Below are 25,529 nucleotides of genomic sequence, written 5' to 3' on the forward strand. Positions count from 1 at the left end.
CTCAGTGATCGATCGGCCCCTTCGGCGAGACCAGCGCGGTGCCGGCGGTCGTCGGGCGCTCGATCAGGCGGCGCACGCGCGGCGGTTCGTCGCCGCTGTGCAGCGCCCGCACCCGCTCGCCGACGACGGCGTCGGCATGGGTGGCGCGCCGGTTGTGGCGGATGTATTCCAGCCAGGTCGGCGTGTGGTAGTGTTCGATCCAGACTGCGGGATTTTCTAGGTCCCGAGCCAGCGTCCAGTTGCGGGCGCCGTCGCGGCGGCGGATGCGCCCGCGCTCGGCCATGGTGGCGAGGAATTCGGGTACATCTTCGTCGCGGATAATGTACTCTATCATGATGGCGATGGGGCCGCTGCGCGGCTTCAGGTCGAGGCCGAGATGCGGCTCCTTGAAGCGGTTGAGCGGGTCGAGGTTGAGAGTCGTCTGCTGCGGCAGCGGCAGGAACAGGCCGATGGCGCCGCCAACAAGCATCGCGATGGCCGCCGCAATCAGCGCGGTTTCGGCGCCATGCGCATCGGCAACGACGCCCCAGATCCAGCTGCCCAGCGCAATGCCGCCGAAGGTCGCCGTCTGGTAGACCGACAGCACCCGGCCGACGACCCAGCGCGGCGTCGACATCTGCACCGTGACGTTGAAATGCGACAGCGCGATCACCCAGCAGGCGCCGCCGATGAGCAAACCCGCCGCAGTCTGCCAGGCATTGAGGCTGATGGCGGCATTGAAGGCGCAGACGGCAAAGCCGGCGAAGGCCATCCGCACCATCGTCTCGCTGGACAGCAATTGTCTGAGACGCACGCTTATCAGCGCGCCGCCGACGGCGCCGATGCCGAAGGCGCCGAGCATGATGCCGTAGGTCAAGGCATCGCCCTTGACGACGTCGCGCGCCACCAGCGGCAGCAGCGCCAAAACCGCGCCGGCGCTGAAGCCGAAGGCGGAGCCCCTGACCAGCACCTTGCCGATGTTGGGCGACATGGCGACATAGCGCAGGCCGGCGCCCATGGCGGCGCCCAGCGTCTCGCGCGGCAGCGTCGAGACCGGCAGCTCCGGCTTCCAGCGGAAGAGCACGATGATGAGACCTATATAGCTCAGCGCATTGGCGGCGAACGCAGCAGCCGCACCAGCGGCGGCAACGATGATGCCGCCGATCGCCGGGCCGACGCTGCGTGTCAGGTTGAAGCCCAGTGAATTGAGTGCAACCGCGGCCGGCAGCTTGTTGCGCGGCACCATGTCGCCGACCGATGCCTGCCAGGACGGGTTGTTGAGCGCCGTGCCGCTGTCGATTAGGAAGGTGAAGGCAAGCAGCGTCCACGGCGTCATCCAGCCGTTCCAGGTGAACAGCGTTAGAAGTGCAGAGACGACCAGCATGAAGATTTGGGCGATCAGCATCACCTTGCGCCGGTTGAAGCTGTCGGCGATGGCGCCGGCGACGAGTGCAAACAGCATGATCGGCAGAGTGGCCGAGGCCTGGACCAGCGCCACCTGATAGGGCGACGTGGCGATGGTGGTCATCATCCAGGCGGCGCCGACGCCCTGGATCAGGCCACCGAAATTCGACACCAGGCTGGCCGACCAGACGGCGCGGAAGATGCCGTGCCGGAACGGCGCCAGCGCCGAGACGCGTTCGCTGTCCGGCTCGTCATCGATCATTGGACCTGTCCCACCTTCACGTGCTGGTTTCGTCCGCCGGGACGACAATCATGGCATCCGTTTGAAATAGAGCACGACATCCAAAAGGGCGAACGCGTCTTCGAAAAAGATCATGGTCCAACAACAGGATAGCAAGGCGAAAATACGTCAGCCGGGAAGGGTCCGCTACCCAGAGCGATGTTCTCATTGGTCCACTGCGCGGGGGTGTCGGCCGTGCGCAAATTCAGCTTCTGTCCCGGGCAGCGGCATGCAAGGCTTCGGTCAGCGTGCTTGGCGTCTCGCCGCCGGCGTGAAGGCGCAGGAAAAGCTCCATGCCGACAAGCCGCAGCCTGGATGGTTGCTCGCGCCGCGCCAACTGGACCATGTCCTCTAAATTCGCGGCGGGCCATTTCAAGGCATCGCGCAGGAAACCGCCGCGTAGCAAAGTCTCCGTGCCGGCCGAAAATTGCGACGACATCTCGAAGCCGATCTTGCGCGCCTGGACGTTCTGGCGCGGAATATGCTTTTCAGCGACCTTTCGCAAAAGCCATTTTCCTGTCTTGTCGCGGTATTTCTGCCGCCTCGGCAAATGGATGGCGAAGTCGATCAGGCGGTTTTCCAGGAACGGGACCCGCAGTTCCACGGACGCCGCCATGCTCAGCCGGTCGTGCCGGTGCAGTATGTCCTGCAGATGCGAATAGAGGTCGTAGAGGCAACTACCGAGAAAGGCGCGATCCGCGGGCGGCATAACCGGCTCCAGGCGGTCGAAGATCTCGGTTTGCAGGAAATTCAGCTCCGGCGACAAAGCACGCAGGACCATGCTGCGATCCATTTGTGAGTGGCTTCCAGCCGAGACCTTGTAGGGGGCATGACGCTGTTGCTCGAATCTCCGGTCGAGCGAGCGCTTCGAATGGACCAGGCGCCGGGGCCACGACCAGGAACGCCACTTCTTCATGCTCAAGGCCTGCAATGGGTAGCCGCCAAACAATTCGTCTGCGCCTTCGCCGGTGAGCAGCACCTTGACGCCATCGGCCCGGCATTGTTCGGCAAGCGCCAGCAGCGCGACATGGCTGGCGTGCCAGCCATCGCTTTCAAGATGCCAGATTACACTTGGCCAAAGTTCGAAAAACCGGTTCCTGTCGACCTGCACCCGGCGCAAGGGCACGCCCACATGGCGGCCGGTGCGTTCGGCGTCTTCGGCCTCGCTGTTGCCGAGCTGCGGGTCGACGACATAACCATGGACTTCCGGCCTGAACCGCTTTGCCAGCGCCGTTATCAGGCCGGAGTCGACACCGCTGCTGCAGGCGGTGGCAACGCTGGTATCGGCGATGCAGTGAAGCCCGACGCTGTCCTTGAGCAACGCCTCGAGCGTCGCCATGTGTTCAGCATCAGCGGATGCATCGCCGGTAATGCGCGCGGTCTCCAGCACGTCCAGCACATGCCAGAAGCGGCGCTTCTCGATAACGCCATCGGTGATCTTCCACAGGCCGGCGGGCGGCAGGCGCTCGATGCGGTCGAACAGGCTGTAGCTGGAATCGCGGCTCTGCCAGGCAAGCCGCAAGGTGATCTCGCGGCTGTCGATGTCGCGCGGAAAACCGTCGCAGGCGAGGATCGCCTTGTCCTCCGAGGCGAACAGGATTCGCTCCGGCGTGTCGGCCACCGACATCGGCTTGATTCCAAGACGGTCACGCGCAAGCCACAGCGCACTGCTGCGAGCGTCGAAATAGGCGAAGGAAAACATCCCGTCGAACAGCGGCACGGCTTTTTCGGGACCCCAGTGATGCAAGGCTTCGAGAACCACTTCGGCATCGCAGATGGTTCGAAAGACGACGCCTTGCGCCTGCAGCGTTTCGCGCAGCGAGCGGTAATTGTAGACCTCGCCATTGTAGACGAGAACGCCATCGCCGGAAGAAGTCAGCATCGGCTCACGGGCGGCGGGCGAGGGATCGATGATGGTAAGCCGGCGGTGACCGAGCGCCAGCCGATTGTTGTGCCAGCTGTCATGATCGTCGGGGCCGCGATGTACCAGCGCCTGCATCATGCTGGCGACATCCGACAGGTCGTTGGCGTCGATCGGGTTTCGTTTGCGCCAGACGCCGGCTATTCCGCACATGGCCTGCCGGTGAGTTCTGCCTGAGTCATGGCCTGCAATCTAGCCGGAACACAGCCGCCTGCAAGCGCTGCCTAGAACCCGTTTTCGATGCGCTCGAAGATGACGTTGGTGAAGGCCGATATCTGGCTGCCGATGAACGGACCGGTCAGCGCCACGACCAGCATGATGGCTACGATCTTGGGTACGAAGGTCAGGGTGATTTCCTGGATCTGGGTCAGGGCCTGGATCAGCGCGATGCCGATGCCGACCACCATGGCAACCAGCACCACCGGCGCGGACGCGACGAGCACCGTCCACACCGCATACTGGACGATGTCTAGGGCGTCGGCCTCGTTCATGTGAGCGCGCCTCTATGGAACTGTCTAGCTGGCCGGCTTTATCGAAACGCCCGCGCCGACCGGCACTTCGGTGCCGTTCTGCAGCACGGCGATCACGCCGTTGCTTGCAAGCCTGACCGAGGCCACGACGCCGGTCGTCTTGCCATCGGCCGAGGTGATCGAACGGCCGATCAGGGCATCGGCCTGCGACAGCGCCGACGACTGCATGATCTGGTCGAGCTTGGTGTTGGTCTGCACCGATTGCTCGACCTGCGAGAAGGTGGCGAGCTGGGCGACGTACTGCGTCGAATCCATCGGTTTCGTCGGATCCTGGTTCTTCATCTCGGCGATCAACAGCTTCAGGAACGACTGGTAGTCGACCGCTGTCTTCGACGTCTGCTGGGTACCCTGGTTGGCGCCCGTGGGGATCGTCGTCGTCATGTCCACATTCATCAGTATTGTGCTCCCACGGCCAGCGGGCGCTTCGCACCCTGAACATCGTCATTGCCGCCAAGTGCGCGGCGTTCGAGCGGATAAAGCGCGCGGATAGCCTTCAGCGCTTCATAGATATGGTCTTCGCCGACCATGCGGTCGATCTGCTTCAGCGCGCCACTGATCTGCCCATCCTCGAAGCTTGCCAAAAGCAAGGGCAGCGAGCGGCGGAACATGGCGCGCGCCTCGATGGCGCCGGCCGGGTTCATCAGCATCACCTGCAGGATGAAATAGAGCTGCTTGAGCGGCGTCGAGGCATCGTCGGCCTGGATGACATGGTTCTCGAGCAGGAACTGTACGTCGTTCATCAGCTCGACGGTGACCTTGCGGTCGACGCGGATGACGGCGCCGTTGATGTAGATCTTCTCGTTCGGCTTCAGCGATATCTTCAGCGTGTTGGTCATTGAATGCCGTCCCGGATGATCTGGGACACTTCGATCAGCCCTTCGAAATTGTCGGTGCGGCCCTGGCGGATGTCCTCGGCCTCGCGCAGCAGCCACAGGCCGATGGAGATGAGGTTGGCGCGCAGTTCCTTGGGCAGGACATTGTCGCTGGAACCGAGATCCTCGACGAAGGTGGTCCAGACCCGGTTGGTGAAGTGCAGCGCCTCGACCGCTTCCATCGAGGTGTGGCCGACCGCCGCCGCCGCCGCCAGCATTTCGATCGAGCGGGTCAAAAGCTGCCGCTCGCGATCTTTCGCATCGGCAACGGAGTCGGTCTGGATGTCGGCGTAGGAGAATTGGTACATCGTTTGGCTCTACCGTTGCGGTTGAGATTGTCAGGTCAGGTAGTTCAGCAGGCTCATCTGCTGCAGGCGCGCGGTCAGCGCGAAGGACGTCTCGATATGCTGCGTCAGATCCGCGACGCGGGTGGCGGCCTCGGCCGGATCGACGCCCTCCAGATCGAGGATATGGCGCTCGAACAGGTCGACCTGCGTCTTCATGCGGTCGCTCGCGTCGGAAACACGCTTCTCGGCAAGGCCGGTCTCGGCCTGCAACTGGCCGAGTCCGCCCAGCGCCTCGCCGACCATCGCCTGGGCGCGACCGACGACGGTGGTCTTCGCCGCCTGGCTGATGTTGCCGGAGAGCAGACCGGTGACCAGGGCGGAAGCCATGGCGAGCTTGCGGATGCTGTCTTCATTGGCGCTGGCCGAGGTCTGGGTGGTTTCGCCCAGCGAAATGCGGCTGACGATCTGCTGGTCGGTGGCGTTCGACCAGTTGGCCTGCCAGCCGGCGCCCATGAACTGCGGCACGACATTGCTGGTGATGAAGCCGTCCATCTGGGCGGCGGTGATGTTGGCGGCGAGCGGATCGGTCTGCGTGAAGCCGAAATACGACGAGAAGGAAGCGTCGAACGCCGCCTTGGCCGGCGAGCCGGCGGCGGTGAAATCGTCGATCGGCTTGACGTCGGTGTTGGTGCCGGCAAACAGATATTCGCCGTTGACGCTGGCATTGAGGATAGAGGTCATCTGCTGCACGGCGGCCTTGCCGGCTTGCTGCGTGATGGTGCTCGAGGAATTGCCGGCGGCGGTCAGCGCGGTCAGCAAATTCTGCGCAGTGTCGGAAAGCTGGCCAAGCGCAGCCTGCGTCGAGGACAGCCGAGCGGTGACCAGCGAATTGGAATCGATGATGACGTTCAACCGGTCGAGGTCGCGCGAGAAGGTGACCGCCTGCGAGGTGCGCGCGCCGAGCGCCAGACCGACATCGGCGACGGTGCCGGTCGTCGATTCCTTAGTGGCTTTGACCAGTTCGCCCTGCATGCGCATCTGCTGATAGCGCGCGGCGTTGGAGAGAGCGGCTGAGGAGACGGATGTGGCTTTCATGGCTTATCCCACGGCATCGAGCAGGGCCGACAGCATGTCGTCGACGGTTTTCATCATGCGCGCCGAGGCCTGATAGGTGTGTTCGAGGTCGAGCAGCAGCGACATCTCCTGGTCGACATTGACGCCGGTGTCGTTGGACAGCGCCTCGGCGGTGCGCGATGCCAGCGCTTCCTTGGCGTCGGCGTTGCTCGAGGCCTGCTGGCGCTGGCCTTCGAACCAGCCAATGGCATTGGCGGCGTAGTCGGACACGCTGGACGTGACGGTGATGCCGGCCGCAGCGTCGAAAGGCATCGGCTTGTCGAGCTTGTCGCCATAGCCGATCAAGAGCTGCGAATAGGAGGCGTTCCCGGCAGTGTTGGCGATATAGGCCGCACCATTGGCGCCGCCGTCGCGCAGCAGCACCGGATTGCCGCCGACGCTCGAGTCCATTGCGGCGTTTACCTTGATCGAGCCGGCAAGGCCGTCGATCAGCGTGCCGGCGGCCGGAATGGCGGGCGCACCCGACCAGGTGAACAGGCCGGTTCGGTCGGGCTGCGAAGGTGCTGTTTCGGCAAAGGCGGTGATGAGGCCGCGCGCGACTTCGTCGAGCTGGCTCTGCATCGTCGCCGCGACGCCGTCGCGCAAGGTGATGAGCCCGGCGAGCTTGCCGTCGGCGCTGGTGTTGCCGCCAGCCCCGGCGCTGACCGGCACATTGTCGATGTAGATGGTGTTGCCTGGTGTGCCGGCCGTGTAGCCCGCCGACGGGGTGAAACTTACCGAGCGCGGAATGGTCTCGAACAGCGTCGTGCCATCCTTGGTGGTGATGACCATGTCGTTGTCGCCACGCGTGAAGGTCGACACCGGCACATAGTCCGCGATCTTCTTCAGCAAAGCGTCGCGCTGGTCGAGCGCGTCGGATGCGTCGGTACCCGAACGGGTTGCGGAGATGACCGCCTTGTTGGCGTCCTGGAACTGACTAAGCAGCGAGTTGAGATCGTTAACCGCCGTTGATATCTCGCCATCGGCCTGGGTGCGGAAATCCTGGATCGCGTTGGTGCCGTCGTTCAGAGCGCGCACCACCTGCTGGGCCGCGTCGATGACGCTGGAGCCGAGGTTCTGGTTGGATGGCGTAGCGGCGTAAAGCTGCAGCGCGTTCTGCAGCTTGCCGATCGCGGTCGAGGCAGAGGAGGCGTTGTCGACGCCGTTGACGGCAACGGCGAGGCGGTCAATTCCGCTGTAAAGCGTGCTCTGGCCGCTCCATGCCGATTGCGCGCTAAGGTTCTGGCGAAACAGCAGGGCGTTGGTGGCGCGCTGGATCTCGACCGAGCGGGCGCCGGGCGCGCTGCTGACGACGACCGCCGTGCGGCGGGCATAGTCGGGGTTGCTGGCGTCGGCAATGTTGCGGGAAAGGACGCTGGTCTGCTTCGATGTGGTCTGAAGCGACTGTTGGGCTATGGTCAATGCGGAAGTCAGCGACATGCGGGTCTTTCACGAGGCCAGTGGGGAGGGGATGACGTCTCTGCCCTGTCGGCGGCATCGGCGTTCGGAAACCTGCAATTCCAGACCACCCCGGCCGGTTTGCCGGTGTGGCCTTGAATTCGAAATCCGCGCACCGCGCTGCTCTGGTTTGGGTTCATTCCCCTGGCGCCCGTCGTTTATCTCTTCAGGTTGACAAGGACATCCATGAGGTCGGAACCGGTCTGGAACACTTTCGAGTTAGCGGTGTAGCTGCGCTGCGCCGCGATCATGTTGGTCAATTCCTCGGCGATATCGACGTTGGAATTTTCCAACGCGCCGGAGATGATGCTGCCGAGCTTGCCTTCGTTGGCGAAGCCGATGCGCACGGTGCCGGAGTCGGTGGACTGCGCATAGACATTGCCAGGCAGTGCGGTGAGGTTGTCGGCGCTCTGGACGTCGGCCAGTGGGATCTTGAACAGCGGCTTGGTCGAGCCGTCCTGATACTGGGCGTAAATGACTCCGTCCTCGCCGATCTGGATCTTTTCGATCGTGCTGGGCGCGTTGCCGTTGACCTTGGCTTCGGAGACCGTGAAGCCGGTGCCGAGCTGAGTCAGCTTGGACAAATCGAGGTCGAGCGACGCACCGCCCGGTACGGGGATGGTAATCGAATCGACGGCGCCGGTGAGTTTGCCGGTGGTGGTGTCGAAGGTCAGGTTGGCCGTGGCCAGCGCGCCGCCCGTATAGGGGAAGGATGTGCCCGGCGTCGCCTGGGACTGGTCGAACACAGAGACCGACCAGGTGCCGGTCCCGGTGTTGGTGAAATAGAGGTCGAGCAGCTTCTTGTTGCCGAGATTGTCGTAGGTGACCATCGAGGATTTCGACGTGTATTCCGCCGTCGGGCTGTTGGTGGACGGCAGCGGACCGGCGGGCGGCGTGGCGCCGGCCGGCAGATTGGCGTTGAAGTTGCCCGCGGTGCTGGGCGTCGCGGTCATTTCCTGGTCGGAGATCTGGACCGGCACCAGCCCTTCGAAACCGTTGGCGGTGGCAGCCGGCGTGCCGTTGGCGTAGCTGTAGGCCATCAGCTGGTAGCCGGCGGCGTTGACCAGCCTGCCCTGAGCGTCGGGAACGAATGCGCCGGCGCGGGTGAGGAAAGGCGTCCCGCTGGGGTCCTGGACGACGAAGAAACCGTTGCCGTTGACCGCAAGGTCGGAAACCGAGGTCGTGTACTGCAGCACGCCCTGGGCGCTGATGGCCGAGCGGATGGTGGTGTTGACGCCGCCGGAATTATAGGCGCCGCCAACCTGCGGCATGATCAGCGTCGAAAACTCGGCCGAGGATCGCTTGTAGCCGGTGGTGTCGGAATTGGCGATGTTGTCGGCTGTCGCCGAAAGGCGGTTGGCCTGCGCGTTCATGCCGGAAACGCCGGTCCGCATCATTCCGTAAAGGCTCATCGAAACGTCTCCTCAATGCCCAACATCGTTGGGCCCATGTCTGTGGTCGCGAGGATATAATTTTTGTCTTGCGCGAGGCTGGCGCAGACCGGCATCAGAACACCAGCCGGTAGCCGAGGAAGCGCTTGGAATCTATCGGGTCCTGGCCAAGCTTTTCGCGCAGTTTCTTGCGCAATTTGGAGATGTGGCTCTCGACCACGTTCTCCTCGACCTCTTCGTCGAAGATGCCGTAGATGGCGTTGAAGACCTGGGTCTTGGTGACGCGGCGTCCGCGGTTGCTCGCCAGATATTCGAGGATGCGGCGTTCGCGGCGCGGCAGAGGCAGCGGCTGGCCATCGATCTCGGGATCGCGGCCATCCATGAAGATGCGCATGGCGCCGATCTCGGTGTAGCTGACGTCCTCATGGGCGCGGCGGCGGATGGCGGTGATGCGGGCCAGGATCTCCCGAATATGGACCGGCTTGCGGATGACGTCGTCGACACCGCTCTCGAACAGCCGCAGCGTATTTTCAAGCGAGTGCTGTTCGCTGAGCGCGATAACCGGAGCGCCGGTGCGGTCGCGGATCTGGCGTGGCGAGATGGCGCCTTCGCGGCAGTCGCCGATGAGGAAGGCTCGGACCGATCGCAAATCCGTGTCGGCGGCCGATGTCACCCACTCGCCGAATTCACCGGATGCGAAGCCTGCACAGGCGACGCCCTCACGATCGAAAAGTGAATTATAGCCTTCAGTTACGAGCTCACGCTCGTCAACGATTACAATCATCGGCCCCGCCTCCGAATCAGATCATCTGCCCCGTGGGAAGAGCCGTAACCGGTGCCGGGAATCCTGAACAACCATCATTTCTTGTAGCTATTTTCTTGGGAGTTATTTCGAGTTTCGAAATAACCGCAATCAGGAGGTTGTATCGTTGGTTGCCGAACGGGTGACGTGGCACGTCACCCGCCGGGCGTGGATTTGCAGCCGTTCGCAAGAGATGATTCACCTAATGGTTGCAAAAGTTGCGGGCGTTCGGGGTCCATTTGCCGAAGCCGGTGGCGACCATATTGGCGATGACGCGGCAGACATAGAATTTCTGCGCGGGGTCATTGTCGGGGCCGGCGTGGTAGCGGGCGACGGCCATCGACCAGCTGACATGACGCGCATGCAGGCTGGCCAGGAAGCGCGCGGCATAGTCGACATTCTGGCGCGGGTCCAGCATGTCGTCGACGCTGCGGAAATGCGCGGCGTGATAGTGATGGTTGATCTGCATGCAGCCGAGATCGATGAGTGTCTTGCCCTCGCGCCGGGCTGCTTCGAAGGTGGCCAGGGCCTCGGTGCGGTTCCTTGGAAATACCGCTTTCCCCTGTATATTCAGCGCATTAGGTTGCAAGCTACCCTTCTTGCCGGTCTCGGTCAGCCCGACCGCATAGAGGATGCCGGTGGGCACGCCATAGCGGTCGGCGGCACGCAAAATCTCGGGCTCGCAAGGGTTGGTGGCGGCGGTGGCCGGCTTGGTGGCGAGGCTAGATAAACATATCGTCGCCAGCGCGCTCGCGAGCAGGCGCGCCAGCGCGGCCGAATTCCTGGGCATCGTCATTGCGGTTTCTTCCCGACTGCTGGCCGCCCGAACCCGTATTGTTGCCGCTCGAGTTTCCGGGCTGAAAAGCGGACTGGTCGCGGCCTTGCGGCATTGGATGCGAGTTCGCTGCATCGCTGCGGGCCGCTGCGTGGATCGCTATCGAGGGTTGCAAGATGGTGACCTTGTCGACATCGAAGCCGAGCCCGCGCAACGACTTCACGATGGCGTCGCTGTCGGTGGCGAGACGGCGGTAAGCCTCATGGGTTTCGGGCTTCAATTCTATCGAAAGTTGTTCTCCGGAAAGCCTGAGACTGGCGGTGACCATGCCGAGCTCTGCCGGGTGAAGCTCGATCTTCAATATATGTGTCGGAACGGCAACAGAACCGGCCGTCTGGGCGGTCGTCGACGGCGTCGAAACCGCTTGCCGCAGGCCGTTATCCGAAGCCAGCGCGTCGATAAGCGCCGAAGTCGTTTGGCTTATCGGACTATGCGCCGGCGCGGGGAAGCTCTGTTCGGCGACAATGTCGACGCGCGCAGCGAATGGCGGCTGTTTTCCCTGTGTGGACGATGCCGCGGAATGGGCTCCATCGACGGACTTCGCCGACGGCGCGGACCGTTTTGCCTCGGGTGCCGAAACGTCGCTTGCCGTCTGGTCCGCCGGTAGAGGAGGCGTCGGACCATCCTGGTGCGGCAGTTTGCCGGACTGGAGCCCGATCGCGGGCAGCTTTTGCCCCTGGTCCTGTGCGGAAACGCTGGTACCGGGCTTGGCCCGTTCCGATCGCGTCGTCGTGTCGAGTCTGTTGTCAATGCCGGACGCTGCGCGGTGTCTCTTCAGAGGCGACGTCTGTGCAGAAATGGCCTCGCCAGCGGGCGCCGGTTGCCCAGTCTGTCCATTCGTCGCGATGCCGTTCCCGCTTGTCCGGACCGTTGAGAAATGCCTGATATCGTGCAGCGCCAGCACCAGTGGCAAATGATCCTGCAGCGATCCTGCATCCGCGTCTCGTCCGGCCACCTCAGCGTCCTTGGATGGTTTGTCCGGGACACTATCGGCATGTTCTTTTGCGGCCTTGCCGGCAGCGGATTTCGTCCCCGTTTTGCCAGACTGGGTGTGTGGGATTTCGCTTTTGCCGGGACCGGCAGGGCTGCGTTTGGCCCAATGCGGCTCGTGCGATGCGGCCTCAATTGCTCCCTGGCCTATCGGTGTCGGCGCATCGTCGTCGCCGCGCACCATGTCGCCGAAGCTTTTGTCGCCGCCCTTGGCGTTTGAGGCCGACTGCTTCGATCCGGCGTGCGCGGGAGCCGGCAGGGCCTGGCCAACATTGGTGGTCATTTCGGGGCTGCTCCAAGCATCTGGTCGATCAAATCGAGCTGGCGACGCGTCCTCGCCATGGCGGCGTCGGTGGGATCGGTAGGCTCTACTGCGGCGGGGGCCGGCACCGATGCCGGCACGACCGGAGCCGCATCGCTGGCCGAGGCGACTGCAGGCGTTTCCGCCGCCTTTGCCTCTGGCGTGCTTGGTGCCTGCGCGGCCGGTTCACTTGCCGCCTTCGGTCGGTCGGTTGCTGCCGGTTCACTCGATGTTGTGACGGCTGGCTGTTCTGGCATCGCGCCTTCGACCGGCGGCAGCTCTGGCTCGTCGGGTTTTTCCACTGCCGCGGTCTTAACCGGCTCCTGCCTGGCCGCGGCAGGTGCGGGCTTTTCGGCAGGCAACGGCGCCGGCGGGGCGATGACTTCACCCGCCACGGCCTGCGCGGCATCGAGCAGGTCGCGGTCGCTTTGCGAAAGCTGGTTGCGATCGATCTTGTCCAGCTTGGCGCGGACCTCGCCGATGGTGCCGGACGTTACCGTGGACAGGCTGGAATAGAGCTGGGCGCGCGGATCGTCCTGATTGTGGATGCCGTCGCGGCCCCGTTCAGCCCTGGCCGAGGCGAAGGCGGAGAGATCGGCAAAGCCGTCGATCGCGGCGCGGCGGGCGATGCGCAGATAGATCACCTTCTCGCGCTCGGGATCCATCATTGCGGTGATGTCGGCGAGCTTGTCCTGGCTGATTGCCATGTGCAGCGTGATGACGCCGGAGACGAATGCGTCGGCGAACTGGCTGGCATAGGGCGAATAGAGGTAGTCTTCGACATATTGGGTTGAGGCAAGCGCGAAACGCGCACCGTCGCCTTGCGCGGCGGCGATGCCGACCGAGCGGCGCAGCGCTGCTTCCTCGACCAGCGTGCCGGGGCTGAGCAGGCGAGCATCGTCGAGCAGCGCAAGCGCGCTGACCGGTTGCTCGGTGGCGAGAAGCGAGCCCTTGACCAGCGCCAGAAAGGCACCGACATCGGGGGGCAGGGTCATCGGATCGATCGGCTTCAGCGCCTCGATCGCAGCCGCCTGCCGGCCGTTCAGATAATCGACAATGCCCTTGGCGATGGTCAGGCTTTGCGGGTCGGTCTTGGCGCGCGACACCGCCGCCTCGACGGTGACGGGGTTGCCGCCACTCATGCCATAGACCAGCAAGGCGCGAAAATTCTTCGGGTCGCTGAAATCATCTGCGTCCGCCGCGCGCAGCCTTGTGTCGGCCATTTCGAGCAGCTTGGCCTGCATCGGCAGCGCGGCGTGATCGCCGGCGGCGATGCGGTCCTGCACAAGCTGCAGCGAGCGCACCAGCTGATAGGGCTGCAAGCCGTCCTCGGCGAAGGCCGATGGCGGATGGACAGCGCTCAGCAGCAGCAGCCCGACGGCGCGGCCGATGATCGCGGCGCGCCTCATCCGTCGGTCGCCATCAGGATTTCGATGCGGCGGTTCGCGGCCGCCATCGGGTCGGCTGCAATTTTCGGCTCGCGATCGGCGAAGCCGGCGACCTCGGTGATGCGGCGCTCGTCGACGCCGCCGCGCACCAGCATGTAATAGGCGGAATGGGCGCGCGCCGTGGACAGCCGCCAATTGTCGTAAGTGTCGCTGCGGAACGGCCGCGCGTCGGTGTGGCCGTTGATGCTGATCGTGCCTTTCTGCTCGTTGACGATGCGGCCGATCTTTTCCATCGCCAGCACCAGTTCACGCCTAGGCACCGCCGATCCGATCTCGAACATGCCGAAATCGAACTGGTCCGTGATCGAAATGACGACACCCTTGTCGGTGGCTTCGACGGAGACGCCATTATGCAATTTGTCGCCTGGCTTGAAGGCCTCGGCCAGTTCCTGCTTGACCTGCGCCGCGGCTCTAACAGTGGCGGCCGTCGGCGCCTTTTCCGCGGCTTCGGGTTTGGGTGCGGGTTGTGCTTCGGCAGCTTCGGCCTTTGCAATCTGGGCCTTCGCTGCTTCAGCCTTGGCCTCTGCCTTGGCTTCAGCCTTGGTCAGTGGCTTATCGGAAACGGATTTCGCCAGCGGCTCGAGCGGCGCCGCGGCCACTGGCGGCGCGGCCGGCACGGCCTTCACCTCCGCCACTTGCGTCTGTGCCGCCTTGTCACCCGGCTTCAGCGGATCGCCTTCGATCTTGCTGCGTTCGGCGGTGGCTTCGGCGCCTGGTGCAGCCACCTGCTGCGACCAGAAATCCGGCGCGAACGGGTCGCGGTAGGATTGGCCACCGGATGCGCCGGTAGCCGGGCCGGACGCCTGCGCGCCGCCATCGCCCTTCTCGCTGACATTTTGCATGACGCCGGTGTCGGTGGCGATTTCCGACAGCACCGCATAGGGATCGGCAAACAGATGCTCGTCGGAAAGATCGGTCTTCGGTGCCGATTCCTTCGATTGCTTCTTGTCCGAGGTGCCGGCGCCGCCGATGCCGTCCTGTCCCGCCTTGCTGGTCTTGTCCCGCGGGTCGTCCGCCGTCAGCCCGACCTTGCTCGGGCCATCGCCGAGGTCTTCGAGGCCCTTGCGGCTGGCGTTGCGATCGACCAGCTTGACCGGATTGAAGTAGCTGGCAACCGCCGCCTTGGTCTGCTCGTTGGCGGCGTTGATCAGCCACATGACGAGGAAGAAGCACATCATGGCGGTCATGAAATCGGCAAAGGCAATCTTCCAGACGCCGCCATGGTGGGCGTCGTCGTGGTCGTCGTGATTGCGCCGCACGATGATGATCTCGTGCCTGGCGTCTGCGGCCTCGACAACGCTCATGACGTCCACTCGTTCATAATAGGGCCCCCGCTCATGACAGGGCCTCCGACAAGGCGGCCGACCATTCGGCAATGCGGGTTTCGAACACCGCCTCGTCAATGGCGACGGTAAGGTCGAAGCCGGGCGCCTCGATGAAATCGAGATTGGCCGCGCGTGGGCCGAGCGAAGCCTTCAGTGCCTCGAACAATGACAGCGGTCCGCGCACGGCGATGCGCACCGCCTCGCTGTCGCCGACGGCTTCGCGGATCGTGCCGGCAAGGGCTTCCAGCGAACGCTTCTGCAGATCGTCGCTGACAAGGCCGCCAATGATGCGCGCAATGGTGGCGCCGACGAGGTCGCTGACCTTGGCCTCCATGATCTCGATACGGGCAGTGACGACCGCGCCGAGATCGCCGCCGAAACTTTCCAGAAAGGCCTTTGCTTCATCGGCATTGGCTTGTCTCTGCGCCTCGAGCGCTGCCTGGTGGGCGATGGCAAGGCGGGCTTCAAGGGCGGCTTCGGCATCGATGACCGCTTCGGCGATCAGCGCGCCGATGTCGGCCTGCGGCGCCGACGTCTCCGGCCTTGGCTCGGCCATGGCCGCGAGCGAGGGCTGGCCGGCACGCTGGCTGCGTGCGCCGAAATCCGGCAAAAGGTCGAAAAGCGCTGCCGAGGCCATGGTCTATACCGCTGCTTCCTGGGCCGCCCATTTGCGCAGGATCTGCGCGGTGCGCTCCTCATTGATGTCGACCATGCGGGCAAGCCGCTCCTGTGGCGCCGGCCTGATCTTCTGGCGAAGATCATCGAGTGGAGTCGGGCCGGGGCGGCTGCCGGGCAAGGCAGCCGGCGCCGGTTCGGCGCCGGCGGCTTCGGGTGTCGGCAGCGAACGCTGGACGTCGTCGAAGCTCGGACCGGCAAGTGCCGGCGTCGGCCGCGCGCTCAGCGCGGTGGCCATTGGCCTCAGGCCGAAGAAGGCGACCAGGAACACCACGACGATGAACGCGCCGGCGTTGATCATCGTACCGGCATGGGTTCCGATCGACGCCATTATGCCCGGCTGTTCGACCGGCTCGCCGTCCAGCCCGTCGATGAACTCGACCGCCGAGACATCGATGATGTCGCCGCGCTTGTCGTCGAAGCCGGTGGCTGAGGCGACCATTTTCTGGATGTCGGCGACGCGCTTGGCGATCTGTTCGGGTGTGGCGTCCTTGCCGAGGATGGTCATCAGCCGCTGCTGGTTGACGACGACGGCGATCGACATCTTGGTGACGGAATAGCCGTTGGAGACTGTGGCGATCTTCTTGGAGTTGATCTCGTAATTGGTGATCTCCTCCTTGCGATCATTCTCCGATGACGTCTGCGGACCATCGGTGCTGGTCGCCTGGGTCTCGGGCAGGTTCTGCTCGACGGTGGCCGGGGTCGAGGCCTGCCTCTGATTGCTGTTTTCGTTGGCGCGCACCGACTGCACGGAACGCTCCACGCGTGACTCCGGATCGAAGATCGTCTCTTCGGTCTGGCGGGTGTCGGTGTTGACGTCGGCCTTGACGCTGGCGCGGAAATTGTCGGGGCCGAGATAAGGCGTCAGCGCGCGGCGGATGTTGTCGCCGATCTGCGCCTCGACGGTCTGCTCGACGCCGAGCGTGCGGGCAGCACTTGTGTTGGAGGGATCGTCGCCGGCGGCGAGAAGGTTGCCGTTGGAATCGAGCACGGTAACCTTGTCGGCCGACAGGCCCGGCACGGCGGCGGCGACGAGATGGCGGATCGACATGGCGCTCTTTTCGGCGTCGATGCCGGAATAGCGGATGACCACCGAGGCGGAGGGTTGCTGTTCGTCGCGGCGGAAATTGGCGCGCTCGGACATGACGATGTGAACGCGGGCGGCCTTGATGCCGGATATCGACTGGATGGTGCGGGCGATCTCGCCTTCCAGCGCGCGCACGCGGGTGATCTGCTGCATGAAGGAGGTCAGCCCGAGCGAGCCGACATTGTCGAACAGTTCGTAGCCGGCATTGGCGCTGGTCGGCAGGCCCTTTTCGGCGAGCAGCATGCGCGCCTGCGCGGTGGTGCCGGCCGGCACCAGCACGGAGGTGCCGTCGGAGCCGACGTCGAAGCCGATGCCGGCCTCGCCGAGCACCAGGCCGATCTGGTTCACGTCGGAGCGATCGAGCCCGACATAGAGCGTCTCATAGGCAGGGCGGTTGAGATAGACCGAGCCGATGCCGATGACGGCCATCACCAATGCGGCAATGCCGGCCAGCATGGCAAGGCGCCTGACGCCAAATGCCCTGAGATTCGAGATGATGCTCTGGATCTGTTGCGGCACGATTCAAGCGCTCCCAGCATGATATTCCGTGGAACACTAGACCGCGAAGCTTGTGCGAAGATGATAGAGCATGTCGCCCGGAAGTGCAGCGGTTCCGGGTCAACGACATGCGTCAAAACACAGCCACAAAGCGAAAGGGCCGCGCTGTCGGCGCGGCCCTTCAATTCAAGAAGGAGAAAGCCGGGTCAGGCTTACTGCTTGAACAGCGCCAGGATCGACTGCGAGTTGCCGTTGGCGATCGACAGCGACTGGATGCCGAGCTGCTGCTGGACCTGTAGGGCCTGCAGCCGCGTCGATTCCTTGTTCATGTCGGCGTCGACCAGTGCGCCGACGCCCTTGTCGATCGAGTCCGACAGGTTCGACAGGAAGCTCTTCTGGGTATCGATGCGCGACTTGGCGGCGCCGAGATAGGCAGCGCCCGTGGACAGCTTGGCAAGCGCCGTTTCAACGGCGCCAAGTGCGGTGTCGATGGCTGCCGGAAGGACCTGGGTTGTGCTGGGATCGAAGAAGGTCGTCGCCAGCAGAGCGCCGACGATGCCGCCGGTGCCGGGAAGATCGAGGACCTGCGTGTCGGCCGCCTTGACGTCGATGGTGTCGATGGCGACGGTCGTGCCGGTGCGGTTATAGGACGCGACGATCTTCAGGTCGGAGGTCGCAGCAGCGTCGTTCTGCAGCAGGTTCGAGCCGGCATAGGAGGCGTTGGTGACCGACGACTTGATCTGGTCCTGGATAGCCTTGATCTCAGTGGCGATCTTCTGCTGGTCGTCCTTGCTGGCGCTGCGTGCAGTGACCAGCTTGGCCTTGATCAGGTCGACCTGGTCCTTGATGTCGGTGATGGCGGTGTAGGCGGTGTCGACCTTGCCGGCGCCGAGGCCAAGCGCGTCCTGAACGGCCGAAAGCGCCTTGTTGTCGGACTTCATCGTGGTGGCGATCGACCAGTAGGCGGCGTTGTCGCTGGCGGTGGCGACGCGGTAGCCGGTCGAAATGCGTGACTGGGTGGTTTCAAGCTGCTTGTTGGTGTTGTTCAGGCTCTGCAGCGCGGTCAGAGCCGAAGCGTTCGTCATGATGCTAGCCAAGATATTTACCCCTTTTCAAACACTGGCGTGTCCCGAACACGCCGGATCAACTTCATCAAGGGGGTAGGCATAAGCCCATCGACCGTATGGTCTGCCCGCCATGGAATGGTTAACCATGACTACCGGGATATGGTTAACGGCCTGTTAAACCAAGCCATTCAGGGCGCTGGCCAAGAGCAAAAATCGGCAGCCATTTAGCAAGAAAATCAACAGCCGCAAAAAGAAATCGGGCCGCGCTGTTGGCGCGGCCCGACGGATGGTGTCAGTCGTAATGTCGAGAGATCAGCCGCGGAAGAGCGACAGGATCGACTGCGAGTTGCCGTTGGCGATCGACAGCGCCTGGATGCCGAGCTGCTGCTGGACCTGGAGGGCCTGCAGACGGGTCGATTCCTTGTTCATGTCGGCGTCGACCAGAGCGCCGACGCCCTTGTCGATCGAGTCCGACAGGTTCGACAGGAAGCTCTTCTGGGTGTCAATGCGCGACTTGGCGGCGCCGAGCGAGGCAGCGCCGGTGGACAGCTTGGCAAGCGCGGTTTCAACAGTGCCGAGCGCGGTGTCGATGGCGGCGGGGGTAACCGCCGTGGTGCTCGGGTCGAAGAAGGCAGCGGCGAGCAGGCCGCCGACGATGCCGCCCGTGCCGGCGACATCGAGAACCTGCGTATCGGCAGCCTTGACGTCGATGGTGTCGATGGTGACGGTCGCGCCGGTACGGTTGTAAGCCGCAACGATCTTCAGGTCGGACGCAGCGGCAGCGTCGTTCTGCAGCAGGTTCGAGCCGGCGAAGTTGGCGTTGGCGACCGAGGACTTGATCTGCGCCTGGATGGCGTTGATTTCGGTCGCGATCTTCTGCTGGTCTTCCTTCGAGGCGCTACGGGCAGTGACCAGCTTGGTCTTGATCAGGTCGACCTGGTCCTTGACGTCGTTGATGGCGGTGTAGGCGGTGTCAACCTTGCCGGCGCCGAGGCCGAGGGCGTCCTGCACGGCCGAGTTGGCCTTGTTGTCGGACTTCATCGAGGTCGCGATCGACCAGTAAGCGGCGTTGTCGGAAGCGGTGGCAACGCGGTAGCCGGTCGAGATGCGGGCCTGCGTCTGCTCGAGGGATTTGTTGGTGTTGTTCAGGCTCTGCAGCGCGGTCAGCGCCGAGGCGTTCGTCATGATACTGGACATGGCTACTCGTACCTTGATTTTTACAGGGTGTTTTTGACATACCGGCTTTTCCGGTATGACGGAGCGGCATCATGCCAATGATCGTGAGATCCGATCACCCGCCATCTGCGAGCAATATGCGGGCAAGTCCCTACCAAAGGGCTAAACGGGACGGTTAACCGGAAATATATTGCATAAAATTTTAGCAAGGCGCCAAGGGCGCGCGGACGGTCAGGTGAAGGAGCGCACCAGGCTGCCGACAAGCAGGTTCCAGCCGTCGATGAGGACGAAGAACAGGATCTTGAAGGGCAGCGAAACGACGGTCGGCGGCAGCATCATCATGCCCATGGCCATGGTGATGGTGGCGACGATCAGGTCGATGACGAGGAACGGCAGCACGATCAGGAAGCCGATCTCGAAGCCGCGGCGGATTTCGGAGATCATGAAGGCCGGCACCAGGATGCGCAGGTCGACGGTGTCCCTGGCAACGACCTGGCCGCGTTCGCGGGCGAGATCGGCGAACAGGTCGAAGTCCTTGTCGCGGACATTATGCAGCATGAAGGTGCGGAACGGGTCCGAAATCTTTTCGAACGCCTCGGTCTGGCTGATCTGGTTGTCCATCAGCGGCTTGACGCCGGTGTTCCAGGCCTGGTCGAAGGTCGGCGCCATGACGTAGAAGGTCATGAACAGCGACAGCGAGATCAGGATCAGATTGGCCGGCGTCGACTGCAGGCCGATGCCGGCGCGCAGGATCGAGAAGGCGATGACGAAGCGGGTGAAGCTCGTCACCATGATCAACAGGCCCGGCGCCACCGACAGCACGGTGATCAGACCGAACATCTGGATGATATAGCCGACGGTGGCGCCGTCGGCCTTGCCGATGCCGCCGAGATCGAGCTGCTGGGCGGCGGCGACAGAGGTGGCGGCGACGACGATCGCGGCGGCGAGGACGAGTTTTCTCATTCGAGCAGCAATGTCCTGATCAGAACCTGTTTGGCATGGCCACCGCTGCGGATTGCGGCGCGCTCCTCGAGGTCGGCTTTCAAATGCTGGTAGCCGCTGGCGCCTTCGATCTGATGCATCTTCAGGGTGCGGACCATGGCAAGCAGGTCCTGGTGAATGCTTTCGGTAAGTTCCGGCGGCTGCGGCGCATCGTAGACCACCGACGCTTCCAGCCTTATCCAGGTGTCAGCAGGCGAAGCCAGATTGGTGGTGATCGGCGCCAGCTGGACAAGCGTCGGCCCGGTGCCGGGAGCATGTTCGGCCGCCTTGCTCGGTTGCTCGGCATTGGACTGGTTCTCCGGTGCGGCGGGCACAGGCACCGGTCCCCCGACGCCCTTCAGATAGCCGCCGGACATCCAGCCCATGCCGATCGCGGCGCCCGTCACCGCCAGCAGCATCGCAAGCTGGATGACAAGCGACGGGCCCTTTTTTTGCTGAACCTGTTCGACATTTGCCACGGCGCCGTTCTCCAGTCCTAAAAGGGGAGGACTTGGTCGAGGATCTGCTGACCGTAAGCGGGCTGCTGGATTTCGCTGACGCGGCCGCGGCCGCCATAGGAGATGCGCGCCTCGGCGATGCGTTCATAAGAGATGGTGTTTTCAGCGCCGATATCGGATGGACGCACCATGCCGGCGATGGTCAGCACTCTGAGCTCGTAATTGACGCGCACCTCCTGTGAGCCCCGGATCATCAGATTGCCGTTGGGCAGGACTTCGGTGACGACGGCGGCGACGTTGAGCTCGAGGTTCTCCGAGCGCTTGATTTCGCCGTCCGCATTGGTTTCGGTGGTGGAGCTCAGCCCCGCGTCGCCCTTGCCGCTGGTGGTGGCACCTTCCCATCCGAGGTTGACGTCATAGCCGAGCTTGCGCCCGGCGGTGCGGCTGCGATCGTTCTGGTTCTTGAAGTTGGCCTTGTCGTTGAGCTTGATCCTGACGGTCAGGATGTCGCCGTCGCGCAGCGCGCGCGGGTCGGTGAACAGCCGGCTCTGGCGGTCGTCCCACAGCGAGAATTTCTTCACCGGCGCGGCTGGCGTTTCGGGATAGGAGTAGGGCGCATTGACGCTGCCGGTAATGCCGGTGCCGACCGGCGACAGCGCCGGCTCCCTGCCGATCTCCCTGGGGTCGGAGGCGCAGCCGGCAAGTGAAGCCGTGGCGACCAGGGCGAGAATATGCGACTTCATGACGGATCTACCCTTCGGGCCGCGCTGGCCATGATGCCGGTGAGTGTGGCCGCTGCCTTCTGGTCCATCTCGTTGAGAATGACGCCGGCCTTGCGCGAATCGAGTTTCATCAGGATGGCGGCGGCGAGATCGGCGTTGACCATGGCCAGGCGCTCGGCCGCGGCATCCGGTTTCATGCCGGCATAGATCTTGACGACGCCATCCTCGGCGCGGGCCAGGAAGACTTCACGCCGTTTCAGCCATTGCTCGTATTCGGCGCGCTTGTCGTCCAGCGCCTTCATGCGCAGGTCGATGCCGGCCTGCAGCTGCTTCAGCTCTTCGGCCTGCAGCGCGTAACGGCGGTCGCGGGCGGCGTCGGCGATGTTGGAGCAGAAGCGCTGGATCTCGCTTTCATCGGGCACCTTCTCGCGGACCAGCTGCTGCACTGCCGCCGGCTGTTGCCCGCCAGGCAGAACCTGCCGCACCGCTTCTTCCGCGCGGACATTGCCGCCGGCAAGGACGGTGGCGGCGATGACGCAAGCTGCCAAGGCTGCGCTGCGGCGGTGCTGCTTTTGGGAAAAGAAATCGATCATCGGCATGGCCTATTGGAGAACCAGATCGGCCTGCAAAGCGCCGGCCGACTTGATGCCTTGCAAAATGGCAATGATGCCGTCCGGCTTGACGCCGAGACGGTTGAGGCCCGACACCAGCGTTTCGAGGTTCGGTCCGTCGAGCACATTGACGCGGGCGTCAGGCCGCGTGGCGTCGATGGTGGTGAACGGTTCCTCCGCTGTCACGCCCTTGGAGAACGGTTCGGGCTGGACGATCTTCGGCTGCTCGGTGATCCGCACGGTGAGCGTGCCGTGGCTGATCGCCACCCGCGAGATCTTGACCTCGTTGCCGATGACGATGGTGCCGGTGCGTTCGTCTATGACGACGCGTGCCGGCGTGTCTGTCTCGACCACCAAATTCTCGATCTCGGCGTAGAAGCGCGCCGCCGAAACATTCTTCGGCCGCCTGATCTGCACGGTGCGTGCATCGCGCTCCGCCGCCACGCGCATGCCGAAGCGTTGCGAGGTGTAGCCGTTGATGGCGTCGGCGATGCGGACGGCAGTGGAGAAATCGGGGTTGCGCAATTGCAAGGTGAGCAGCGCCTGGTCCTCGAATTCGGCGCGCACAGTGCGCTCGACGATGGCGCCGTTGGGCACGCGGCCGGCCGTCGGCACGCCCTGCGTCAGCTTTTCGGCATCGCCTTGGGCAGTGAAGCCGGAAACGATGACCGAGCCTTGCCCGACAGCATAGATCTCGCCATCGGCCGCCTTCAGTGGCGTCATTATCAGCGTGCCGCCGGCAAGCGATGTGGCGTCGCCCATGGAGGAGACGTCGATGTCGATGCGGGCGCCCGACTGCACGTAAGGCGGCATGTTGGCGGTGACGATGACGGCGGCGACGTTCTTGGCCCGCGCGCTGCCGCCTTCGGTGGCGATGCCGAGATTTTCGAGCATGGCGCGGATCGACTGTTCGGTGAAGGGCGAATTGCGCAGGCTGTCGCCCGATCCGGCGAGGCCGATGACGAGGCCGTAGCCGACGAGCTGGTTGTCGCGCGAAGCCTGCAGCTGCGCAATGTCCTTGATGCGCGATGCGACCTGGCCGGGTGGCAGAGAGCTTGGGCCGTTGGAGACCCTGAACATGCGGTTGGTGGTGGCCGGATCGTATTCGGGATCGACAAAGGCGCCGCCATTCTGGCCGGCAAGATCGCGCTTTTGCTTCGGCGTAAGACCGTCGGCCAGCGCCGGCTGCAGGCCGACAACGGCCGCGAGCAGAAGGGCAGCTCCGCGTCTCATGACGCGCTGACCCGGATGGTGCCGTCAGCCATCACCGTGCCGGAAAAGATCTTGCCGCTGTCGGTGTTGCGGACCTTTATCAAATCGCCGGCGGCACCCGGCTGCAGCGACACCGCCGTGGCCGAAATGGTGAGGTCGCCGGCGATGAAATAGACCTGCACGTCGGCGCCCTGTTCGACCAGCCAGGCGTCGCGGATGGCGGCGACCGGGATATAGCGGCCGGGCAGCAGCGTGCGCTTGGCGACCTTGCCCTGGAGTTCCATGGCCCGCGTGGCGACCGCATCTGGCCTGTGCTTGCCGGGGAGCAGCGTCACCGGTTTCAGCGCGCCGGTGTCGATCATCTCGCCGGGATAGATGACCCGGTTGGGGATCAGCACGATCTCGCCGGTTGCCTGACTGCTTGCGACCTGGGTGGTGGTCTCCTGATTTGCCGCTTCCTGCGCAAACGCCGGGACACCGCCGGCTACCAGCGCGAGCATCAGCGCGGTGCGGCAAAGCGCGGAGCGGGAGGCCGGAGAGACCATCAAACCTTACCTGATGTTCTTGGACACGACCGAGGCCATGTCGTCGGCGGCCTGGATGACCTTGGAGTTCATCTCATAGGCGCGCTGCGCCGAGATCAGCTCGGTGATTTCCTTGACCGGATCGACGTTGGAGGCCTCGAGATAACCCTGCTCGACCGAGGCGAAGCCGGGATCGCCGGGCACGCCGACATTGGCCGGGCCGGAGGCCGGCGTCTCCTGGAACAGATTGTCGCCGAGCGGCGCGAGGCCGGCTTCATTGGCAAAGTTGGCGAGCTGCAGCTGGCCCAGCAGCTGGAGGTCGGTCTGGCCGTCGATGCGGGCAAAGACCTGGCCGGTCTTGTTGACGACAACTTCGATGGCATCGGTCGGCACGGTGATGGCCGGGATGACATTGGCGCCGTCGACGGTCACCAGCTGGCCGGTGGCGTTGGTGTTGAAGGCGCCGGCGCGGCTGTAGAGCGTGCCGCCGTCGCCGCCCTCGATCTGGAACCAGCCGCGGCCCGTCAGCGCCATGTCGAAACTGTTGCCGGTCGAGGTCAGTTCGCCCTGCGTATGGACGTTGCGCACCGCCGTCGTCTTGACGCCGAGGCCGATCGACACGCCTTCCGGCACAAGCGATGAATTGGAGCGGTTGGGCACGCCCTGCGTGCGGTCGACCTGGTAGAGCAGGTCGGAGAATTCGGCGCGCGCGCGCTTGTAGCCGGTGGTGTTGATGTTGGCGATGTTGTTGGCGATGACTTCCAGATTTGTCTGCTGGGCATTCATGCCGGTCGCTGCGATGGCGAGTGCTTTCACGGCAAGTTCTCCTCAGATGCCCATACGGCTGATTTCGAGATAGGCGGAGACGACCTTGTCGCGAATGGCGATCGTGGTCTGCAGGGCCTGCTGGGCGCTCATGACGGCGTCGACGACCTGGCGGGTGTCGGCGTCGCCCCTCAGCGCCTGGATCGACACCTGCTCGGCATTCTGCAAGGTGTTGACGGTCTTTGAAGCAGCCTGGCTCAGCGCTTCGGCGAAGGTGGTGCCGATTTCGCTGCCGGCCATCGGCGCCCTGGTGCCCTGGAACAGGTCGGTCGTGGTATCGGCGCCACCGATCTCCGGCTTGAGGGGAAGCGATCCGATACCGCCAATGCCGCTGATCATTACTGGTTCCTCATCAGGTCGATGGTCATGGAGATCAGATCACGCGCCTGCTTGATGACCTGAAGGTTGGCTTCGTAGGAGCGGTTGGCCTCGCTCATGTCGGCCATCTCGACCAGCACGTTTACATTGGGCATCTTGACGTAGCCCTTGTCGTCGGCGGCCTCGTTGCCGGGCTGGAATTCGACGGGAAAGTCGCTGGGGTCGCGGTCGATGGAGTTGACCTCAACTGTCGTGCCACCCGAGGCACGGTCGAGTTCCGAGACGAAACTGATGGTCTTGCGGCGATAGGGGTCAGCGCCCGGGGTGTTGCCGGTCGACTGCGCGTTGGCGAGATTTTCCGAAACGACGCGCAAACGGTCAGACTGGGCGCTGAGGCCGGACGCGGCGATCTTGAGGGCTGAGGTCAAGGCGTCCATTG

The 25,529-nt window shown here is 63.9% G+C and carries 27 protein-coding genes; all 27 read right to left on the reverse strand.

Annotated elements, in window-relative coordinates; all coding sequences use genetic code 11:
* Window position 1: 1 nt before the first annotated feature.
* The 27 genes from NKH54_RS02300 to flgC all read right to left on the reverse strand — a co-directional run bounded on the left by NKH54_RS02300 (window position 2) and on the right by flgC (window position 25,527).
* Window positions 2–1,645 carry an MFS transporter gene (locus tag NKH54_RS02300; RefSeq protein WP_023671898.1) on the reverse strand — a complete coding sequence of 548 codons (1,644 nt, stop codon included), beginning with the start codon at window positions 1,643–1,645 and terminating at the stop codon, window positions 2–4.
* 223 nt (window positions 1,646–1,868) lie between these two features.
* Window positions 1,869–3,737, reverse strand: coding sequence for an asparagine synthase (glutamine-hydrolyzing) (gene asnB, locus NKH54_RS02305; protein WP_353027653.1), 1,869 nt, complete (start codon window positions 3,735–3,737; stop codon window positions 1,869–1,871).
* A 71-nt stretch (window positions 3,738–3,808) separates the two neighbouring features.
* Window positions 3,809–4,075 (reverse strand): flagellar biosynthesis protein FliQ, encoded by a 267-nt coding sequence (gene fliQ / locus NKH54_RS02310; RefSeq protein WP_023671896.1) that lies wholly within the window; start codon window positions 4,073–4,075, stop codon window positions 3,809–3,811.
* A gap of 24 nt (window positions 4,076–4,099) precedes the next feature.
* On the reverse strand, window positions 4,100–4,507 hold the full coding sequence (gene flgD / locus NKH54_RS02315) for a flagellar hook assembly protein FlgD (RefSeq protein WP_023683289.1): 408 nt from the start codon (window positions 4,505–4,507) through the stop codon (window positions 4,100–4,102).
* Window positions 4,507–4,950, reverse strand: coding sequence for a flagellar biosynthesis repressor FlbT (gene flbT, locus NKH54_RS02320; protein WP_353027654.1), 444 nt, complete (start codon window positions 4,948–4,950; stop codon window positions 4,507–4,509). The genes flgD and flbT overlap by 1 nt, the downstream gene beginning before the upstream one ends.
* Complete coding sequence (gene flaF, locus NKH54_RS02325; RefSeq protein ID WP_023671893.1) at window positions 4,947–5,294, reverse strand: flagellar biosynthesis regulator FlaF; 348 nt, start codon at window positions 5,292–5,294, stop codon at window positions 4,947–4,949. Before flaF ends, flbT begins: the two co-directional genes overlap by 4 nt.
* A gap of 30 nt (window positions 5,295–5,324) precedes the next feature.
* The gene (locus NKH54_RS02330) at window positions 5,325–6,368 is read right to left on the reverse strand and encodes a flagellar hook-associated family protein (protein ID WP_023683291.1); all 1,044 of its coding nucleotides are present in this window, start codon (window positions 6,366–6,368) and stop codon (window positions 5,325–5,327) included.
* A gap of 3 nt (window positions 6,369–6,371) precedes the next feature.
* Complete coding sequence (flgK, locus tag NKH54_RS02335) at window positions 6,372–7,826, reverse strand: flagellar hook-associated protein FlgK (protein WP_023686357.1); 1,455 nt, start codon at window positions 7,824–7,826, stop codon at window positions 6,372–6,374.
* Between the two features lie 176 nt (window positions 7,827–8,002).
* A complete protein-coding gene (locus NKH54_RS02340; RefSeq protein ID WP_023691731.1) occupies window positions 8,003–9,256 on the reverse strand; it encodes a flagellar hook protein FlgE in 1,254 nt (417 codons plus the stop codon).
* Between the two features lie 94 nt (window positions 9,257–9,350).
* On the reverse strand, window positions 9,351–10,019 hold the full coding sequence (locus tag NKH54_RS02345; RefSeq protein WP_023683295.1) for a response regulator transcription factor: 669 nt from the start codon (window positions 10,017–10,019) through the stop codon (window positions 9,351–9,353).
* A gap of 220 nt (window positions 10,020–10,239) precedes the next feature.
* Window positions 10,240–10,827 (reverse strand): transglycosylase SLT domain-containing protein, encoded by a 588-nt coding sequence (locus NKH54_RS02350; RefSeq protein ID WP_502907455.1) that lies wholly within the window; start codon window positions 10,825–10,827, stop codon window positions 10,240–10,242.
* Complete coding sequence (gene fliK / locus NKH54_RS02355; RefSeq protein WP_353027656.1) at window positions 10,760–12,145, reverse strand: flagellar hook-length control protein FliK; 1,386 nt, start codon at window positions 12,143–12,145, stop codon at window positions 10,760–10,762. Before fliK ends, NKH54_RS02350 begins: the two co-directional genes overlap by 68 nt.
* Window positions 12,142–13,572, reverse strand: a complete 1,431-nt coding sequence (locus tag NKH54_RS02360; RefSeq protein ID WP_023740986.1) for a MotC family chemotaxis protein — start codon at window positions 13,570–13,572, stop codon at window positions 12,142–12,144. Before NKH54_RS02360 ends, fliK begins: the two co-directional genes overlap by 4 nt.
* On the reverse strand, window positions 13,569–14,915 hold the full coding sequence (locus NKH54_RS02365) for a MotB family protein (RefSeq protein WP_023737674.1): 1,347 nt from the start codon (window positions 14,913–14,915) through the stop codon (window positions 13,569–13,571). The genes NKH54_RS02360 and NKH54_RS02365 overlap by 4 nt, the downstream gene beginning before the upstream one ends.
* A 31-nt stretch (window positions 14,916–14,946) precedes the next feature.
* On the reverse strand, window positions 14,947–15,573 hold the full coding sequence (locus tag NKH54_RS02370) for a hypothetical protein (protein ID WP_023683300.1): 627 nt from the start codon (window positions 15,571–15,573) through the stop codon (window positions 14,947–14,949).
* A gap of 3 nt (window positions 15,574–15,576) precedes the next feature.
* A complete protein-coding gene (gene fliF / locus NKH54_RS02375; protein WP_023683301.1) occupies window positions 15,577–17,217 on the reverse strand; it encodes a flagellar basal-body MS-ring/collar protein FliF in 1,641 nt (546 codons plus the stop codon).
* 191 nt (window positions 17,218–17,408) lie between these two features.
* Window positions 17,409–18,293, reverse strand: coding sequence for a flagellin N-terminal helical domain-containing protein (locus NKH54_RS02380; RefSeq protein ID WP_023683302.1), 885 nt, complete (start codon window positions 18,291–18,293; stop codon window positions 17,409–17,411).
* Window positions 18,294–18,575: 282 nt separating this feature from the next.
* Window positions 18,576–19,460 (reverse strand): flagellin N-terminal helical domain-containing protein, encoded by an 885-nt coding sequence (locus NKH54_RS02385; RefSeq protein ID WP_023683303.1) that lies wholly within the window; start codon window positions 19,458–19,460, stop codon window positions 18,576–18,578.
* 210 nt (window positions 19,461–19,670) lie between these two features.
* The gene (gene fliP / locus NKH54_RS02390; protein WP_023686348.1) at window positions 19,671–20,402 is read right to left on the reverse strand and encodes a flagellar type III secretion system pore protein FliP; all 732 of its coding nucleotides are present in this window, start codon (window positions 20,400–20,402) and stop codon (window positions 19,671–19,673) included.
* Window positions 20,399–20,899, reverse strand: coding sequence for a flagellar basal body-associated FliL family protein (locus tag NKH54_RS02395; RefSeq protein WP_023673655.1), 501 nt, complete (start codon window positions 20,897–20,899; stop codon window positions 20,399–20,401). Before NKH54_RS02395 ends, fliP begins: the two co-directional genes overlap by 4 nt.
* A gap of 17 nt (window positions 20,900–20,916) precedes the next feature.
* On the reverse strand, window positions 20,917–21,621 hold the full coding sequence (flgH, locus tag NKH54_RS02400; RefSeq protein ID WP_023691727.1) for a flagellar basal body L-ring protein FlgH: 705 nt from the start codon (window positions 21,619–21,621) through the stop codon (window positions 20,917–20,919).
* Window positions 21,618–22,199: a MotE family protein gene (locus NKH54_RS02405; protein ID WP_353027657.1), complete on the reverse strand. Its 582-nt coding sequence runs from the start codon at window positions 22,197–22,199 to the stop codon at window positions 21,618–21,620. The genes flgH and NKH54_RS02405 overlap by 4 nt, the downstream gene beginning before the upstream one ends.
* Before the next feature lie 3 nt (window positions 22,200–22,202).
* Entirely contained in the window at window positions 22,203–23,444 is a 1,242-nt protein-coding gene (locus NKH54_RS02410) for a flagellar basal body P-ring protein FlgI (protein WP_023673652.1), read from the reverse strand.
* On the reverse strand, window positions 23,441–23,968 hold the full coding sequence (gene flgA, locus NKH54_RS02415; RefSeq protein ID WP_023807240.1) for a flagellar basal body P-ring formation chaperone FlgA: 528 nt from the start codon (window positions 23,966–23,968) through the stop codon (window positions 23,441–23,443). Before flgA ends, NKH54_RS02410 begins: the two co-directional genes overlap by 4 nt.
* A gap of 6 nt (window positions 23,969–23,974) precedes the next feature.
* Entirely contained in the window at window positions 23,975–24,763 is a 789-nt protein-coding gene (gene flgG, locus NKH54_RS02420) for a flagellar basal-body rod protein FlgG (protein ID WP_023673650.1), read from the reverse strand.
* A gap of 12 nt (window positions 24,764–24,775) precedes the next feature.
* Window positions 24,776–25,111: a flagellar hook-basal body complex protein FliE gene (fliE, locus tag NKH54_RS02425; RefSeq protein ID WP_023673649.1), complete on the reverse strand. Its 336-nt coding sequence runs from the start codon at window positions 25,109–25,111 to the stop codon at window positions 24,776–24,778.
* Window positions 25,111–25,527: a flagellar basal body rod protein FlgC gene (gene flgC / locus NKH54_RS02430; protein WP_023686341.1), complete on the reverse strand. Its 417-nt coding sequence runs from the start codon at window positions 25,525–25,527 to the stop codon at window positions 25,111–25,113. Before flgC ends, fliE begins: the two co-directional genes overlap by 1 nt.
* Window positions 25,528–25,529: the final 2 nt, after the last annotated feature.

It is taken from the genome of Mesorhizobium sp. M1004 (assembly GCF_040318795.1).
In the GTDB taxonomy this organism is placed as follows: domain Bacteria; phylum Pseudomonadota; class Alphaproteobacteria; order Rhizobiales; family Rhizobiaceae; genus Mesorhizobium.

Coding starts and splice junctions, on each gene's coding strand:
- NKH54_RS02345 (WP_023683295.1), bottom strand. CDS start 10,019: ATGATTGTAATCGTTGACGAGCGTGAGCTCGTAACTGAAGGCTATAAT.
- NKH54_RS02350 (WP_502907455.1), bottom strand. CDS start 10,827: ATGCCCAGGAATTCGGCCGCGCTGGCGCGCCTGCTCGCGAGCGCGCTG.
- fliE (WP_023673649.1), bottom strand. CDS start 25,111: ATGATCAGCGGCATTGGCGGTATCGGATCGCTTCCCCTCAAGCCGGAG.
- NKH54_RS02330 (WP_023683291.1), bottom strand. CDS start 6,368: ATGAAAGCCACATCCGTCTCCTCAGCCGCTCTCTCCAACGCCGCGCGC.
- flaF (WP_023671893.1), bottom strand. CDS start 5,294: ATGTACCAATTCTCCTACGCCGACATCCAGACCGACTCCGTTGCCGAT.
- NKH54_RS02360 (WP_023740986.1), bottom strand. CDS start 13,572: ATGAGGCGCGCCGCGATCATCGGCCGCGCCGTCGGGCTGCTGCTGCTG.
- NKH54_RS02370 (WP_023683300.1), bottom strand. CDS start 15,573: ATGGCCTCGGCAGCGCTTTTCGACCTTTTGCCGGATTTCGGCGCACGC.
- asnB (WP_353027653.1), bottom strand. CDS start 3,737: ATGTGCGGAATAGCCGGCGTCTGGCGCAAACGAAACCCGATCGACGCC.
- fliP (WP_023686348.1), bottom strand. CDS start 20,402: ATGAGAAAACTCGTCCTCGCCGCCGCGATCGTCGTCGCCGCCACCTCT.
- NKH54_RS02410 (WP_023673652.1), bottom strand. CDS start 23,444: ATGAGACGCGGAGCTGCCCTTCTGCTCGCGGCCGTTGTCGGCCTGCAG.
- NKH54_RS02340 (WP_023691731.1), bottom strand. CDS start 9,256: ATGAGCCTTTACGGAATGATGCGGACCGGCGTTTCCGGCATGAACGCG.
- flgH (WP_023691727.1), bottom strand. CDS start 21,621: ATGAAGTCGCATATTCTCGCCCTGGTCGCCACGGCTTCACTTGCCGGC.
- flgD (WP_023683289.1), bottom strand. CDS start 4,507: ATGAATGTGGACATGACGACGACGATCCCCACGGGCGCCAACCAGGGT.
- fliQ (WP_023671896.1), bottom strand. CDS start 4,075: ATGAACGAGGCCGACGCCCTAGACATCGTCCAGTATGCGGTGTGGACG.
- NKH54_RS02385 (WP_023683303.1), bottom strand. CDS start 19,460: ATGTCCAGTATCATGACGAACGCCTCGGCGCTGACCGCGCTGCAGAGC.
- NKH54_RS02300 (WP_023671898.1), bottom strand. CDS start 1,645: ATGATCGATGACGAGCCGGACAGCGAACGCGTCTCGGCGCTGGCGCCG.
- fliK (WP_353027656.1), bottom strand. CDS start 12,145: ATGACCACCAATGTTGGCCAGGCCCTGCCGGCTCCCGCGCACGCCGGA.
- flgA (WP_023807240.1), bottom strand. CDS start 23,968: ATGGTCTCTCCGGCCTCCCGCTCCGCGCTTTGCCGCACCGCGCTGATG.
- NKH54_RS02405 (WP_353027657.1), bottom strand. CDS start 22,199: ATGCCGATGATCGATTTCTTTTCCCAAAAGCAGCACCGCCGCAGCGCA.
- flgK (WP_023686357.1), bottom strand. CDS start 7,826: ATGTCGCTGACTTCCGCATTGACCATAGCCCAACAGTCGCTTCAGACC.
- NKH54_RS02365 (WP_023737674.1), bottom strand. CDS start 14,915: ATGAGCGTTGTCGAGGCCGCAGACGCCAGGCACGAGATCATCATCGTG.
- flgC (WP_023686341.1), bottom strand. CDS start 25,527: ATGGACGCCTTGACCTCAGCCCTCAAGATCGCCGCGTCCGGCCTCAGC.
- flbT (WP_353027654.1), bottom strand. CDS start 4,950: ATGACCAACACGCTGAAGATATCGCTGAAGCCGAACGAGAAGATCTAC.